The following is a 13,607-nucleotide window of genomic DNA, read 5'->3' as shown; positions in this document are numbered from 1 at the left end:
TCGGATTCGACCTGTTCTGTCAGCCATGACGGAATTGCGATCGTTACATCTCCAGCATTGCACAGCTATGTTGAGAAATGTTCAGCGTAAAAGAATCAGATCTATTTATAGCCTTTCGAGCTTTCATATGAGGTACTCATGGGCATAGGGCATAGGGCATTGGCCTCCGTCATAGGTCTCCGTGGGCATACCTCACCACGCTTGAGAACCGCTTTATCAAGATCGGGTAAAGAGGCGATCGTAGGAGCGAGAATTCAGATCCGGGAAATAAAGTAGTCTTTCTACCACCATTTTACTGCCAAAAAAACCTATGGCTGCATTAATCCCATTGACGATGTTCGGTTTGATCCCGATCGTTCTTTACTTGTTTGTGAGGTTTCCGACTCAGCGGGCGGTAATTATCACTTTTGTGGCAGCGTGGCTATTTTTACCACAAGTTTCTTATCCCATCCCCATATTGCCCGCCTATACCAAAGTTTCCGCATCTTGCTACGCCATTTTGCTGGGTGTTATTATCTACGACACTGAGCGCCTCACCAAATTTAAGCCTGGCTGGCTGGACGTGCCAATCGTAATTTGCTGTTTGTCTCCAATTGTTTCACAACTTACTAATGGCGGTAGCCCAATTTCTCCGACTTTCAACCAAATCGTTACTTGGGGTCTGCCTTATTTTTTTGGACGGTTGTATCTGGGTAGTTTAGACGGGCTGCGACAATTGGCGATCGGGATTTTTGCAGGTGGTTTAGCCTACGTTCCTTTTACTTTATTGGAAGGGGTTAAGGGCCCACTTCTGCACCAAATGGTTTACGGCGTCAACGCCTTTGAGGACTGGGGTCAAGCAAGGCGCATGGGGGGGTGGAGACCTGTAGTATTTATGCAGCACGGTTTGATGGTGGGCGTGTGGATGATGACAGCAGCCTTAATCGGAATTTGGCTCTGGCAAACTGGGACGCTCAAAAAGTTTCAGGGCAAAAACATTAAGACTCTAGCAATTGTATTAACTATCGCTTTTTTCCTCTGCCGTTCTACAGGTGCCTATACTTTATTTTTTATCGCGTTACTCATATTATTTTGTGCCAAGTGGTTTCGCACTTCTTTGCCACTACTATTCGTAATTGGATATATAGCGTTTTATCTGTACGTAGCTGCATCTGGTCAATTCTCGAGCCACGACGTGATGAGCGTAATCAATCCCATATTTGGCGAAGAACGGGCCGCCTCTCTGAAGTTTAGATTTGACATGGAAGAGATATTAGGAGATAAAGCGCGACAAAGATTTATTTTTGGCTGGGGGGATTCGGGCGGAAACCGCGTATACGACGGGTACGGTAAAGATATCTCGGTCACCGATAGCTTGTGGATTATTGCATTTGGCATCAACGGTGCAGTCGGTTTAGTTAGTTTATTTGCTTCATTTTTACTTCCTGTTGTCGTCTTTGCGTTCAAGTATCCCGCCAGAACCTGGTCTCATCCGAAAGTAGCGCCCGCTGCGGCCCTGGGAGTAGCCGTAACTATGTATATGTTTGACTGTGTTTTGAACGCTATGGCTAACCCGATTTTTGCGGTCATTGCTGGAGGAATATCGGGTCTGGCTTTAAAAGCTCCAGAAAGTCTGAAGGCCAAGAAAACCATTTCGCCTTCGCCACCAAGAAGACAGTCGCTGGTTCACCAAAAATCAGGATGATTTTCAAGCTTTGAGCGCGCTCAAAGCTTGAAAATATATTGCATTCTCTAGATACAAAAATTTAAGAATCTACTATGTTTGTATTAAATCTAGTTGGGAAGTTGCAATCTCTTTCTCAGTTGGCTGAAAATTAATGTAATAAAATAAAATATCGACATTAATTGGCAAGGTTTCAAACATTAGCACCGGATTGTGTTTTGATTAAAACTGTGTTGCGAGTTGTAAACCAAATTAGCTTTATACACTTTTTCCTAAAAGCAGCAGATTCTTTACACAATCTTTAAACATTCTGACTGGACAGGTAGGGTGTAGGGCGATATACTAAAAAAAGTATATTCACACCCACGCCCAAGTAGTGAAAACACTCTTGCTGTATTGTGGGTTTATGGTTTGAGTTGTAGTTGAATATCAAGGCTAGATGGGAATAAAAAAATGAAAACAGTTAATTTATTGAATGTAGCGATAGATAACTTTACAATTACAGAGTTGTTTGAAAAACTAGATGACGAAGGTGGTGTCGTATTTACACCCAATGTAGACCACTTAATTAAGTTGCAATATGACCGCGACTTTTATGAAGCTTACAATACATCTAGTTATAGAGTCTGCGACAGTCAAATCTTGATGTATGCCTCAAAATTTTTGGGTACTCCTATCAAGGAAAAGATTTCGGGTTCTGACTTGTTTCCGGCATTTTATATGTATCACAAGGATAACGAGGACGTTAAAATATTTTTGCTAGGAGCGGCTGAAGGAATTGCCAGGAAAGCTCAGGAAAAAATCAATCAAAAAATTGGTAGAGAAATAGTTGTTGAAGCACTTTCTCCTTCTTTTGGCTTTGAAAAAAATGAGGAGGAGTGTGAAGCAATAATTGACACGATCAATAAATCAGGAGCTACAGTTCTGGCGATAGGAGTGGGAGCGCCGAAGCAAGAGAAGTGGCTGGTTAAATACAGGAGTAAATTCACACACGTGAAAGTTTTCTTGGCCGTAGGTGCAACCATTGATTTTGAAGCTGGTTGCAAAGCAAGATCTCCGAAATGGATGAGCGAAGTCGGCATCGAATGGGCGTACCGACTGTTAAGCGAACCGAGAAGGTTGTGGAGAAGATATTTGATAGAAGGTCTGCCGTTTTTCCGCTTGATCGTAGAACAAAAATTAGGGTTTTATAAAATGCCTTTTGTTGACAGTTAAACCACGAAGCTAGAAGGGAAGGCGCTTGGGAAACACTCTTATTTACAAATCAATAACGTCAATGAATCTGAGTGTGATATCCGGCGTTTGAATTGAGTCCTGATAGATGGAATCTGTGGAAAGTGCGATCGCACTTTCTGCCAATAATATTCATTTTTGGTTTCAGGTGCAGGTAAAATCGGAAAGAAACCTTTGTTGCAAATCCCTAACTCGGGATTTAAATCATGAATCTGCCTTCTTTCTTGTGGTTGTGGAAAATAGCGGCGTGGTCAATGGGTGTGGCGCTTTTGGCTTACCTGTTGTTGGCCGTTACTGGAACGTGGATGTTTGCCGCCCGCAGCACGAAACAGTCGCGCCCAAAATGGCTGCGTCCCTTTCATTTGGGGACTGGTGCGGGGATGGCGACTCTGGTAATTTTACTGCTCTTAATTGGCGTAGTCGGTACGCTCGGATACTATGGCAATTTGGGTCACTCAGCTCATTTACCGGCGGGGTTGGCTGTGGTGGCGTTGGTGTTGGTTTCTGTAGGAAGCGGGCTGCAAATTGGCCCTAAACATCCTTGGGCGCGTCCGCTACACATTGGCACTAATTTGGCTTTGTGTGGGGGATTTGTTATTGTGTTGCTCACAGGATGGACGATTGTACAAAAGTATTTACCGAAAGTTTAACGTTTGATTGTTCGGACTTCAGTCCTCTGATAAGAGATGCGGACTGAAGTCCTCACTACGAACCTGAGATGCGGACTGAAGTCCTCACTACGAACCTGCTACTTTAGCTATGAAATCTAAGATATGTTGAGCGGTAATCTGTGGTTTTTCTAAGTGGGGAACGTGTCCGCAATCCGGTATCCAAATTAGTTGGGAATTTGCGATCGCACTTTTAAATTTTTCTGCATCCGCAGTCCCTAATATTCTATCTTGTTTTCCCCACAAAATCAGCGTCTGCTGCTGAATTTGCGATAGTTTTTGCCCAAAACCTCCGTAACCTCCACTTTTGGTAAATGCAATTAAAGCTTGATTCCAGTTGGGCATTTCTAAGTGCAAAGCCGCGCAGGTTTGTGCGTCAACAGAAGCCAAAGTTTTGTCGAAATAAGCATTGACGCTAATTTTTTGGCGAATTATTGGGTTGCGTAAAAATGAAGTTGCTAGATATCCTAAAGGAGGGATTAAAAATTTTCCTTTATTAGATGTTACCGCAAAACCAGCACTGTCTATTAACACTAATTTTTTGACGGCTTCGGGATGATTGAGAGTGAAATCTATTGCTGCGGCACCTCCCATCGACGCGCCAACTAAGATTACAGGCTGCGAAATAAGGGTTTTCCAGAAATAGTAGAGGTGACTTCCAATCGCTTTTTGACTGAATGGCAAATCCGCCGCTCTTTCTGTAAAGCCAAAACCCAACAAATCAACCGCCCAAGTCTCATTTTTTTCGGCAAGCAGCGGCAACAGGCGGCGGTATTCAAATACGGAACTGTCGAAGCCGTGAATTAACAAAATGGGGGTGTTTCCGCTGCCTTGGCGCGCGTAGGTTGTGGCAATTGGCTGCTGGTTGAGACTCGTTGTAATTGCCTCTACTTGAATGCTTTTAGCTAAGGCAATTGAGGTAGATTCTGTGAGTTGTGCGATCGACTTTGGGAGAAAACTTGCTGGCATAATTCTTGATAAAGTGTGAATCGGTAGGGCCGATGCCTCCGCGATCGCCCCTTCCCCTCAAATATTTAAGTATATATGCTCGATCGCCTCCTACTTGAGGATTTAGGGCGATCGACCTCTGAAACCAGGATCTATATTTAGTCTCGTGGTGTCTCGGCTAAGGCTGAGTTGGTTAACTATATGTTAAAATATTTGAGAATAGTTGCTAATAATTCCTTTTTAATCTACTATGCTTAAGAGCAGTAGATATTGCTTCGTGGGGGTTAAAGCGCACATTGGCATCTAACGCAAGAGAGATTAAAACTACGAACTCGCCAAAAAATCGTCTTTCTGGGCTGGTTGGATGGCTGCGTCCGAAATATTAACAGGGAAAGAGTTCGCTGAAACTGGAAATTTAGCGATGTATACCATTGTGCGCTGCCAGTATTGAGAATTAATCTCAAGTCTGGTGCACAAGCAAGCCAAAGCAAAAAGTTACTAAAATCGATCGACAACCAGAACAGATGAAAGAAAACACCCAAGAATACAGCCAACAAAACGAACAGCTAAACCCCAGACAGTTCGGGGCTTTTACCTTTTACGGCGAGACACCAGAAGTCTCTCAAACCGCAGAGGATAGCACAGAAATTCAGCCAGACTCAGCTCAAGGTAAATCATTCCCGCTAGCAATGGCAAGCGTTGGCGACAAGCTGCGGATAGTCAAACTCAAAGGTTCAGAAGGCACTGTGCGACGCCTCATCGGCATGGGATTAGTCCCCGGCATAGAAGTTCAAATAGTCAGCAATTCTGGGGGCTCGGTGATTGTGGGAATTGGCGACAACCGCATTGGTTTGGGGGCGGGTATGGCACAAAAAATTATGTGTACGAATTAACGGAATTAGCGGAATTGGAAATTGGGAATTGGGAATTGGGAATTGGGCATTGGGCATTGGACATGAAAAAAAGTTATTAAGCTGTTGCTTATTTAAACTGCAATATTCGGGGCGGTACTGCGAATCCACCCCGCAAGAGTTTGATTATTTCTTGACATACAGTTTAAATGCCACAACAGCTTACCAATGAACAATGACCAATGCACTTAATTACCAATTACCAATTACCAAGAAGAATGGGTTTAAAACCTCCTCGTTTTAGGGGGAAATAAAACAAAATTATTTACTGTTTCAATCCTCTTCCTTTTATGGAGAGGTAGCCCTCAAGCGGTCAACTGTCAACTGTCAACTGTCAACTGTCAACTGTCAACTGTCAACTGTTAACTGTTAACTGTCAACTGAATAACTAGCCATTACAATAGAAAAAAATGAACGATAAAAAACAACTGCGAGATTTAGCTGTTGGCAGCATCGGCCGAGTAGTTGGCTATGAGAAAACAGCCCGCGGTTACAAAAGTAAATTGTTAGCAATGGGATTGACGCCGGGAACAGAATTTACTGTTACCCGCCACGCACCCCTAGGAGATCCCGTAGAAATCCTAGTGCGGGGTTTCAAACTCAGTTTGCGGAAAGATGAAGCCAATATCTTATTTGTACAGGAAGTAGAAGAATGACTAAGCAAATCATTGGATTGGTGGGCAACCCCAACTGTGGAAAAACTACTTTATTTAATGCGTTGACAGGTGCTAACCAGCGAGTCGGTAATTGGCCGGGAGTAACAGTTGAACGCAAAGAGGGAAAATACCCTCACGACGGTTTTGTAATTACTATTGTTGACTTGCCGGGAGTTTATTCTATCGATGCCGAAGATGGAGATACCGGACTCGATGAATTGGTAGCGCGAGATTATTTGCTATCTGGCGAAGCTGATGTGATTGTGAATATTGTTGATGCTTCCAACTTAGAACGAAATTTGTATCTCACAACGCAAATTTTAGAGATGCGCGTGCCGATGATAGTCGCGCTAAACATGATGGATGTTGCCAAGGAACGAGACATCCGAATTAATGTTAGCAAACTCGCAGAACGTCTCGGTTGTACTGTAGTGCCGATGAGTGCTACGTCAAATGACGGGGTGCCTTTGTTGCGCGATGCTGTGAATAAGGCGCTGGTTAAGCCGATCGTACCATCTGCCTGTGTAGCTTATCCGGCTGTCATCGAAGATGCGATCGCCCAACTAATCCCGCATATCCAACAGCATAGCCCAAACCGCAGTATCGATGCCCGCTGGACAGCCCTGAAACTACTAGAATACCAGGATGAAGTCGCCCCGGAACTCGCCAATACAGAGTTAGAAAAAATAGTCGTCCCGCACCGCCGCCGAGTCCACGAAACCCTCGATGACGACTTAGATATTATCATCGCCGACAGCCGCTACACCTTCATCCGCACCCTGACTCAAGGCGTCGCCGAATCTTCCAGAGAAGTCAAAGCCAATCTTTCCGATAAAATCGACCAAATTGTGCTCAACCGCTGGTTAGGCATTCCCGTATTCTTGATGGTGATGTACTTAATGTTCACCATTTCGATTAACGTTGGGGGAGTGTTTATCGACTTCTTTGACCAATTCTTCGGGACAATTTTTGTAGATGGTTTCGGCGCCCTTTTAGAAACTATCAAAGCCCCTGGATGGTCGATCGGACTGCTGGCAAAAGGTGCTGGTGGGGGGATTCAAACTACATCTACTTTTATTCCCCAAATTGGGATGATGTTTTTGTGTTTGTCAGCCCTCGAAGACTGCGGCTACATGGCACGGGCAGCTTTTGTGATGGACAGATTAATGCGATTTGTCGGACTTCCCGGCAAATCCTTTGTACCGATGATGATCGGTTTTGGGTGCAATATTCCCGGAATCATGGCGACGCGGACATTAGAAAATAAGCGCGATCGCACGATGACGATTATGATGAATCCATTCATGTCTTGTAGTGCCAGATTAGCAGTTTACGCCCTGTTTTGCGGCGCATTCTTCCAAGTCGGCGGTCAAAACATGGTGTTGGGGCTTTACCTGTTAGGTATTTTAGCAGCAGTGCTCACCGGGCTAATCTTAAAAAACACCATCCTGCAAGGAGAAGCTGCACCGTTTGTGATGGAACTGCCGCCCTACCACATTCCTAAGCTTAAAGGCGTGCTGCTGCGGACTTGGGACAGATTGCAGGCTTTTATCAAAAAGGCCGGAATTGCGATCGTAATTATGGTCGTTATACTAGGATTTATGGGTTCAGTCGGCACCGATGGTTCCTTCGGCAAAGACAACAGCAAAGACTCAATTCTTAGCGCCGTCGGCCGCGCGGCAACACCTGTATTTACACCAATGGGAATCACCCAAGAAAACTGGCCCGCCACCGTCGGTTTACTAACAGGAGTATTTGCCAAAGAAGTCATGGTTGGAACCTTAGATTCCTTATACACTCAACTAGCAGACGAACAAAAAGCAGCAGGTGGAGAACCGGAGAAAGAAGAAGAATTTAGCTTCTGGGGAAATATCGGCAAAGCATTTTTTAGCATCCCAGAAAATCTCACAAAACTTCCCGGTCAAATTTTCGATCCCCTCGGCTTAAGTTCTGCCAATATTACAGACCAAAAATCAGCAGCAGAAGCGCAAGGTATTTCTGGTAACACCTACGGACAAATGTCCCAGCGGTTCGGTTCTGATAAAGCCGCCTTTGCTTATTTGGTATTCGTATTACTGTACTTTCCCTGCGTCTCTGCAACGGCCGCACTTTACCGCGAAACTAACTTGGGGTGGACTGTATTCGCAGGTCTATGGACTACTGGTGTCGCCTATTTTACAGCAGTTGGATACTATCAAATAGCCACATTTTCAGAGCATCCAGACTCATCTCTGGTTTGCATTGTCAGACTAATCATAGCGATGGGCTTGACTCTTGTGGCATTAAAACTGGCTGGTGGAAAACGAGCAAAGCGACGGGAAGCAATCAGTAGTTAGTCGTTATTAGTTATTAGTTATTAGTTATTCATAGCAGCCAGCAAATAACCAGTAACTAATAAGCATTAACCAATAACAGCGTTCATCTGCGTTTAAGAATCAAACAAAGGAGAAAAACCATGATTTTAAGCGACATCCAAAAATTTATTGCTGACAACAAAAGAGCCTCCATCGCGGATCTAAAAATTCACTTCCGCATGGATGGTGATGCTTTGCGCGGAATGTTAAATCGCCTAATTCGCAAAGGCAGAATCAGTAAAATGGCAGAAGCTAAAAAGTGTGGTGGATGTCACAGTTGCGCCGACGATGCCACCGAGATTTATGTATGGGTAAATCCGGGCGAGTCGGTGTCAGCAAAAGATCCGGTTTCTGCAACTTGCCATTAAGAAATCAGGAGACGGCAGTGCCGTGTCCCTACCGTGATTAATTGTAGGGAAACGGCACTGCCGTCTCCTCGCTTGTCACCTGACGGCGCAGCCGGAATTGATATAACGCAGATCCGGAGGCTCTGCCTGGGAACCAGTTAACCAGTTAAAATTATACAATTTGGTATATGATTTTATTAAACATCTGAATATATGTTCAATGATGATAATCATTCTAAAATCTCAAAAGGATACTGAATAATGACTCAAACTCCTTCCCTCAAAACGCTACAAACTAAGATTGGCGGAATGGACTGCGGCAACTGCGCCAAAACAGTAGCAGCAGGCTTGCAAAAACTGCCCGGACTTACCGAAGTCAATGTAGTTTTTGCAACAGAAAGTTTGCGGTTAAATTACGATCCTCAACAAGTAACAGAAAAAGCTATTTTCGATCGCATTCAAACTTTAGGCTACACGATCGAACAGACTACCACAGCAATACCATCATCGGAGAATTCCGGTTGTTCGCACGAACATGAACACCATCATCACCAGCATTCAACAGTCCAGAAAACTCAAAAGACAAATCCCACTAACTGGGAATTCTGGATTCGCAATCGCCGGGGACAGACTGTAATTTTAGCAGGCTTGGGATTAGTTCTGGGATTGCTAACTCAGTATTTAGGAATCGCAATTTGGCTGTCGCGCGGTTTTTATGGTATCGGTATTATTGTAGCCGGATTTGCGATCGCCCGCGCGGGCCTCATGGAGTTGCGATTGCGCCGCGCCGACATGAATTTGTTGATGACAATTTCGGTAATTGGGGCGGTGGCTTTAGGCGATTGGTTTGAAGCGGCGTTAGTTGTATTCCTGTTTAGTCTGGGAACAACTTTGCAAACTTTCACTTTCAGCCGCACTCGCCATGCTATTGCTAGTTTGATGGATATAACACCTGCGACTGCAACTGTCAAGCGTGACAATAACGATGAAGTGACGGTGCGAGTTGAGGAAATTCAAATTGGAGAAATTCTGACAATTCGTCCCGGCCAAAGGGTAGCATTAGATGGGATAGTTGTATCGGGGAATTCGGCGATCGACCAATCGCCAATTACGGGCGAATCTATCCCTGAAGATAAGGAAACGGGCGATCGGGTTTTTGCCGGAACTTTAAATCAAACGGGCTTTTTGGAAGTCAAAGTTACCCACACTGCGAATGATACCACGGTTGCGAAAATTGTGCACTTAGTCGAGTCAGCGCAATCGAGCCGCGCCCCAACTCAGCAGTGGGTGGACAAATTTGCAGAGATTTATACTCCTATTGTGATTGTAAGTGCGATCGCCCTTACACTAATTCCGCCCTTAATTTTTGGTCAACCGTTCAGCGTCTGGTGTTACCGCGCCCTGGTAATGTTAGTCATAGCCTGTCCCTGCGCCTTAGTAATTTCCACTCCGGTTTCCATTGTCAGCGCCATCGGTGCAGCCACCAGCCAAGGCGTGTTATTTAAGGGCGGAAACGGCTTAGAAAATGCTGGAAAAATCAAGAGTCTGGCTTTTGATAAAACCGGAACTTTGACTGAAGGTAAACCCGTTGTGCAAAAGGTTTACGACTTGGGAGAATTGAGCGCCAGCACGGTATTGTTAATTGCAGCTTCTTTGGAACAAAAATCGGAACATCCTTTAGCTAAGGCAATTATTACCAAAGCGAAGGAAGCAGGAATCGAGTTAGAAACTCCCGAAAATTTTACGGCTTATCCGGGTAAAGGAATTGCTGCTAATTTTGCAAACAACCTCTATCTTGTCGGAAATCGTCGCTTATTTGCCGACCAAAATATCGAACTGGCAACATCAGCAGTCTCTCTGCTAGATGATATCGAGAAATTAGGGCAAACTCCCGTTTTAGTCGGCAGCAGCCGCGGTTTGTTGGGAGTGATTGCTTTGGCTGACGGCTTGCGACTGGAAGCTGCCGAAGCCCTACATTTGCTCAAACAGATGGGTTTGAACAATCTGGTGATGCTGACGGGCGATCGCACTTTTGTAGCTCAGCAAATAGCCCAACAACTCAACCTATCTGAGTATAAAGCAGAATTGCTACCAGAAAACAAATTGCAACAGATTCAAGAATTGCGAAAATTTGGGGCTGTAGGAATGGTGGGCGACGGCATTAATGATGCCCCCGCTTTAGCAGCCGCCGATATCAGCTTTGCAGTTGGCGGCATTGATATAGCCCTAGAAACTGCCGATGTAGTTTTGGTGGGCAGCGATTTGAGAAAACTCGCCTATGCAGTCGATTTGAGCCGCCTTACTGTAGCTGTAATTCGGCAGAATGTGATTTTTTCAATAGTCACAAAAGCGCTGTTTTTGCTGTTGGGAACTTTTGGGTTTGTCGGGCTAGCATTTGCAGTTTTTGCAGACATGGGAACTTCCTTAATCGTGACGGCAAATGGGATGCGGCTGTTTCGCTTTAAATCGAACAATAAATAGCAATCGCCCCTAAAATTTAAAATCTAAAACCAGTTGGCGACTGTGTAGGGATAGCCAAAAATTAAGTATTTCTTCCCCGACTTCTTCCGGATAGAAGTGATGGAAAAAATGCCGCCCGTCTGGACATTCCCAAAAGCGATCGCCTTTTTTGAGAAATTTTGACCAGCGGCGCATGACAATAGGAGATACCACAAAATCCGTTTTGCTACTACATATCAACAAAGGTACTTCTACACCTTTATCGCTAGAATTAATCACCCTAAATAAAGAGTGAGGACAGGGAGAACAGGCTAAGTCATCCTCAAAATATGGTATAAATTTTTGATTGATACTTTGATTTTGGAATCCCAGCATATCGCCAACCATTTGACTTAAAACTTGTTTGCCACTCCAGGGAAAAGCTGAAAGATGCGTGTAGTAATGTGCTTGCCAATTAATCGCAGATGGCACACCCACACCTAAAAGTCCCAAAGAACTTACTTTGTGAGGATAGCGACGGGCATACATTAAACCAACTAATCCACTGGTACTGTGGCCTAGGAGGTGAATTGGGCGATCGCGCATTGTTAAAAAGTCGTGCAAAAGCTCAACAGCCATATCCAAAGAACAACCTTCGTCTTCAGTTTGTTCATATTCCCATATTTGCACGGGGACAGAATGATTCAAATAGGCAAGTAGAGAGCGATCGAACCAATGTAAACTCGGACTTACACTTAACCAAAGTACGTCATCTGAACTGAATTTCATCAATTTTAAGTTGGATATAAAGTTATTTAGAACTTAGTAGACATAACGTTAAAATGTAGCGTGGGCATTGCCCACTTACCCTGAATAAATATGTAGATGGAGATAGCAAGTCTGGATGTTTTGGCACAAACAAAACTTATTTCTTTGAACCGCAGAGGACGCAGAGGACGCAAGAGATGCTCATAGGTTAGCTGGTTGTGGGGCGGGTTCAGAGTATCCGCCCCAAAAATACAGGTATTTTGCAGTTTACCAAACTGCCCTACCGTTAATCCTATATCCCAAATTCTTTTTTGAGTTGAGATACCCAAGCTTTGACGCGCGCTTCCGTCATTTCAGATTGGTTGTCTTCATCAATAGCAAGACCCAAAAACTTGCCATCAACCACGGCCTTAGATTCATTAAAATCATAGCCATCTGTCGGCCAATAGCCAACAGTTTCACCGCCCTGTTCCGATATTTTTTCAGCCAAAATCCCCATTGCATCCATGAAATTATCCGGGTAACCTTCTTGGTCGCCAGTTCCCAAATAAGCTACTTTTTTGCCGCTAAAATCAATATTTTCAATTTCAGGTAAAAAACCTTCCCAGTCGCTTTGTAGTTCGCCGATATTCCAAGTCGGACAAGCGATAATCAGACATTCGTATTCGGCGAAATCATCATTTTCAGCGCGACCGATGTCATGCAAAGTTACGATATCGCCGCCAAATTCATCTCGAATAATTTCAGCTACAGACTCGGTTTTGCCAGTTGTAGTTCCGTAGAAAAGACCAATTGCTTTTGACATTTTTACTCCGAATGTGAAATTTGATAGTGCTTGAGATTTCTGATTTTTGAGTCAGAACTTGGCATTTCTTGCCTGCAATTCAGACAAAACCAGTAAACGCGATTGTGGTTAATCTGAGAAATTAGGGAGTCAAGGCAGCAAGGACACTGTTTTTTCATCTACTTAAAGTTGAAAATTCATCAACCAAGCTGAATCACTCATATCGGGGTCTGGTTCGCAGTCAATTAGTAACAAATTCAGTGTCGTTGTTACTTTTAGACTGCGCGGGATGCCGGCGGGTACAAACACAAATACTCCCGGTGTTAAAGTGACTGTTCGATCGCACACCGTGAGAGTTCCTACTCCTTCTAAGATGGCTATGGTGACATCTTTGGAGCGATCGAGGTCGGGTATTTCGGAATTTTGACCCAAACTCATCAGTTTTTGGCTGTCGGCAGGTTGCCCCTCGCTGATTCGCGAGGCTGACGCGGAAACTATTGCTGCTGTCACGGTGATTGACCTCCAGGTACTGTTAACTTCCGGTAGTTATTGCAATTAATATTCAATAAGCTACCATGCAATTCCTCTAAAATATCAATAATTTAATATTAAGATTTGTAACAAAAAGGTGACTACATTCGATATAGCGGAATAAATTACAGCCTTAAATTTAGACGGAGCGGTGGTTTTGGGCGATCTAGCGGGAATGGGCGATCGGTAAAATTTCAAAATACTTGCAAATAATATGCAATTGTGCCTAAAAAAATGGGGCGGGTTGTAGAGGGATTTGGTCGATCGCACAAATCTCTCTACAACCCGCCCCCTAATCACAACAG

Annotated in this window: 12 protein-coding genes; 8 read left to right on the top strand and 4 right to left on the bottom strand. The window is 44.2% G+C overall.

The features are described 5' to 3' along the window. Positions 1-310: 310 nt before the first annotated feature. From JGK11_RS22620 to JGK11_RS22610, 3 genes are all read left to right on the top strand, one after another. Positions 311-1,684: an O-antigen ligase domain-containing protein gene (locus tag JGK11_RS22620; RefSeq protein ID WP_293184418.1), complete on the top strand. Its 1,374-nt coding sequence runs from the start codon at positions 311-313 to the stop codon at positions 1,682-1,684. Positions 1,685-2,116: 432 nt separating this feature from the next. After that, entirely contained in the window at positions 2,117-2,878 is a 762-nt protein-coding gene (locus tag JGK11_RS22615; protein ID WP_293184416.1) for a WecB/TagA/CpsF family glycosyltransferase, read from the top strand. A gap of 224 nt (positions 2,879-3,102) precedes the next feature. Next, the gene (locus JGK11_RS22610) at positions 3,103-3,546 is read left to right on the top strand and encodes a DUF4079 domain-containing protein (protein ID WP_293184414.1); all 444 of its coding nucleotides are present in this window, start codon (positions 3,103-3,105) and stop codon (positions 3,544-3,546) included. Positions 3,547-3,633: 87 nt separating this feature from the next. Here JGK11_RS22610 and JGK11_RS22605 read toward each other — a convergent pair whose 3' ends face one another. Next, on the bottom strand, positions 3,634-4,533 hold the full coding sequence (locus JGK11_RS22605) for an alpha/beta hydrolase (protein ID WP_293184412.1): 900 nt from the start codon (positions 4,531-4,533) through the stop codon (positions 3,634-3,636). Between the two features lie 503 nt (positions 4,534-5,036). Here JGK11_RS22605 and JGK11_RS22600 point away from each other — a divergent pair. The 5 genes from JGK11_RS22600 to JGK11_RS22580 all read left to right on the top strand — a co-directional run bounded on the left by JGK11_RS22600 (position 5,037) and on the right by JGK11_RS22580 (position 11,261). Beyond that, complete coding sequence (locus tag JGK11_RS22600; RefSeq protein ID WP_293184410.1) at positions 5,037-5,405, top strand: FeoA family protein; 369 nt, start codon at positions 5,037-5,039, stop codon at positions 5,403-5,405. A 428-nt stretch (positions 5,406-5,833) separates the two neighbouring features. After that, positions 5,834-6,079 carry a FeoA family protein gene (locus tag JGK11_RS22595; RefSeq protein ID WP_293184408.1) on the top strand — a complete coding sequence of 82 codons (246 nt, stop codon included), beginning with the start codon at positions 5,834-5,836 and terminating at the stop codon, positions 6,077-6,079. Continuing rightward, complete coding sequence (feoB, locus tag JGK11_RS22590) at positions 6,076-8,415, top strand: Fe(2+) transporter permease subunit FeoB (RefSeq protein WP_293212978.1); 2,340 nt, start codon at positions 6,076-6,078, stop codon at positions 8,413-8,415. Before JGK11_RS22595 ends, feoB begins: the two co-directional genes overlap by 4 nt. 119 nt (positions 8,416-8,534) lie before the next feature. Further along, positions 8,535-8,801: a FeoC-like transcriptional regulator gene (locus JGK11_RS22585; protein ID WP_293184402.1), complete on the top strand. Its 267-nt coding sequence runs from the start codon at positions 8,535-8,537 to the stop codon at positions 8,799-8,801. 240 nt (positions 8,802-9,041) lie between these two features. Next, positions 9,042-11,261, top strand: coding sequence for a cation-translocating P-type ATPase (locus JGK11_RS22580; protein WP_293212976.1), 2,220 nt, complete (start codon positions 9,042-9,044; stop codon positions 11,259-11,261). A gap of 9 nt (positions 11,262-11,270) precedes the next feature. Here the strand turns inward: JGK11_RS22580 and JGK11_RS22575 are convergent, their stop codons facing one another. From JGK11_RS22575 to JGK11_RS22565, 3 genes are all read right to left on the bottom strand, one after another. Beyond that, positions 11,271-12,008, bottom strand: coding sequence for an alpha/beta hydrolase (locus JGK11_RS22575; RefSeq protein WP_293193792.1), 738 nt, complete (start codon positions 12,006-12,008; stop codon positions 11,271-11,273). A gap of 271 nt (positions 12,009-12,279) precedes the next feature. Then, positions 12,280-12,792 carry a flavodoxin FldA gene (gene fldA / locus JGK11_RS22570; protein ID WP_293184392.1) on the bottom strand — a complete coding sequence of 171 codons (513 nt, stop codon included), beginning with the start codon at positions 12,790-12,792 and terminating at the stop codon, positions 12,280-12,282. Positions 12,793-12,954: 162 nt separating this feature from the next. Then, positions 12,955-13,281 (bottom strand): cupin domain-containing protein, encoded by a 327-nt coding sequence (locus JGK11_RS22565; protein ID WP_293184390.1) that lies wholly within the window; start codon positions 13,279-13,281, stop codon positions 12,955-12,957. Between the last annotated feature and the right edge of the window lie 326 nt (positions 13,282-13,607).

Source organism: Microcoleus sp. PH2017_34_RAT_O_A (genome assembly GCF_020737885.1).
Lineage (GTDB): Bacteria > Cyanobacteriota > Cyanobacteriia > Cyanobacteriales > Microcoleaceae > Microcoleus.
This window is presented reverse-complemented; position numbering and strand designations above follow the sequence as displayed.

What these genes read in the sequence shown, in the direction of transcription:
- JGK11_RS22620 (WP_293184418.1), top strand. Translation starts at nt 311, where the DNA reads ATGGCTGCATTAATCCCATTGACGATGTTCGGTTTGATCCCGATCGTT.
- JGK11_RS22615 (WP_293184416.1), top strand. Translation starts at nt 2,117, where the DNA reads ATGAAAACAGTTAATTTATTGAATGTAGCGATAGATAACTTTACAATT.
- JGK11_RS22610 (WP_293184414.1), top strand. Translation starts at nt 3,103, where the DNA reads ATGAATCTGCCTTCTTTCTTGTGGTTGTGGAAAATAGCGGCGTGGTCA.
- JGK11_RS22605 (WP_293184412.1), bottom strand. Translation starts at nt 4,533, where the DNA reads ATGCCAGCAAGTTTTCTCCCAAAGTCGATCGCACAACTCACAGAATCT.
- JGK11_RS22600 (WP_293184410.1), top strand. Translation starts at nt 5,037, where the DNA reads ATGAAAGAAAACACCCAAGAATACAGCCAACAAAACGAACAGCTAAAC.
- JGK11_RS22595 (WP_293184408.1), top strand. Translation starts at nt 5,834, where the DNA reads ATGAACGATAAAAAACAACTGCGAGATTTAGCTGTTGGCAGCATCGGC.
- feoB (WP_293212978.1), top strand. Translation starts at nt 6,076, where the DNA reads ATGACTAAGCAAATCATTGGATTGGTGGGCAACCCCAACTGTGGAAAA.
- JGK11_RS22585 (WP_293184402.1), top strand. Translation starts at nt 8,535, where the DNA reads ATGATTTTAAGCGACATCCAAAAATTTATTGCTGACAACAAAAGAGCC.
- JGK11_RS22580 (WP_293212976.1), top strand. Translation starts at nt 9,042, where the DNA reads ATGACTCAAACTCCTTCCCTCAAAACGCTACAAACTAAGATTGGCGGA.
- JGK11_RS22575 (WP_293193792.1), bottom strand. Translation starts at nt 12,008, where the DNA reads ATGAAATTCAGTTCAGATGACGTACTTTGGTTAAGTGTAAGTCCGAGT.
- fldA (WP_293184392.1), bottom strand. Translation starts at nt 12,792, where the DNA reads ATGTCAAAAGCAATTGGTCTTTTCTACGGAACTACAACTGGCAAAACC.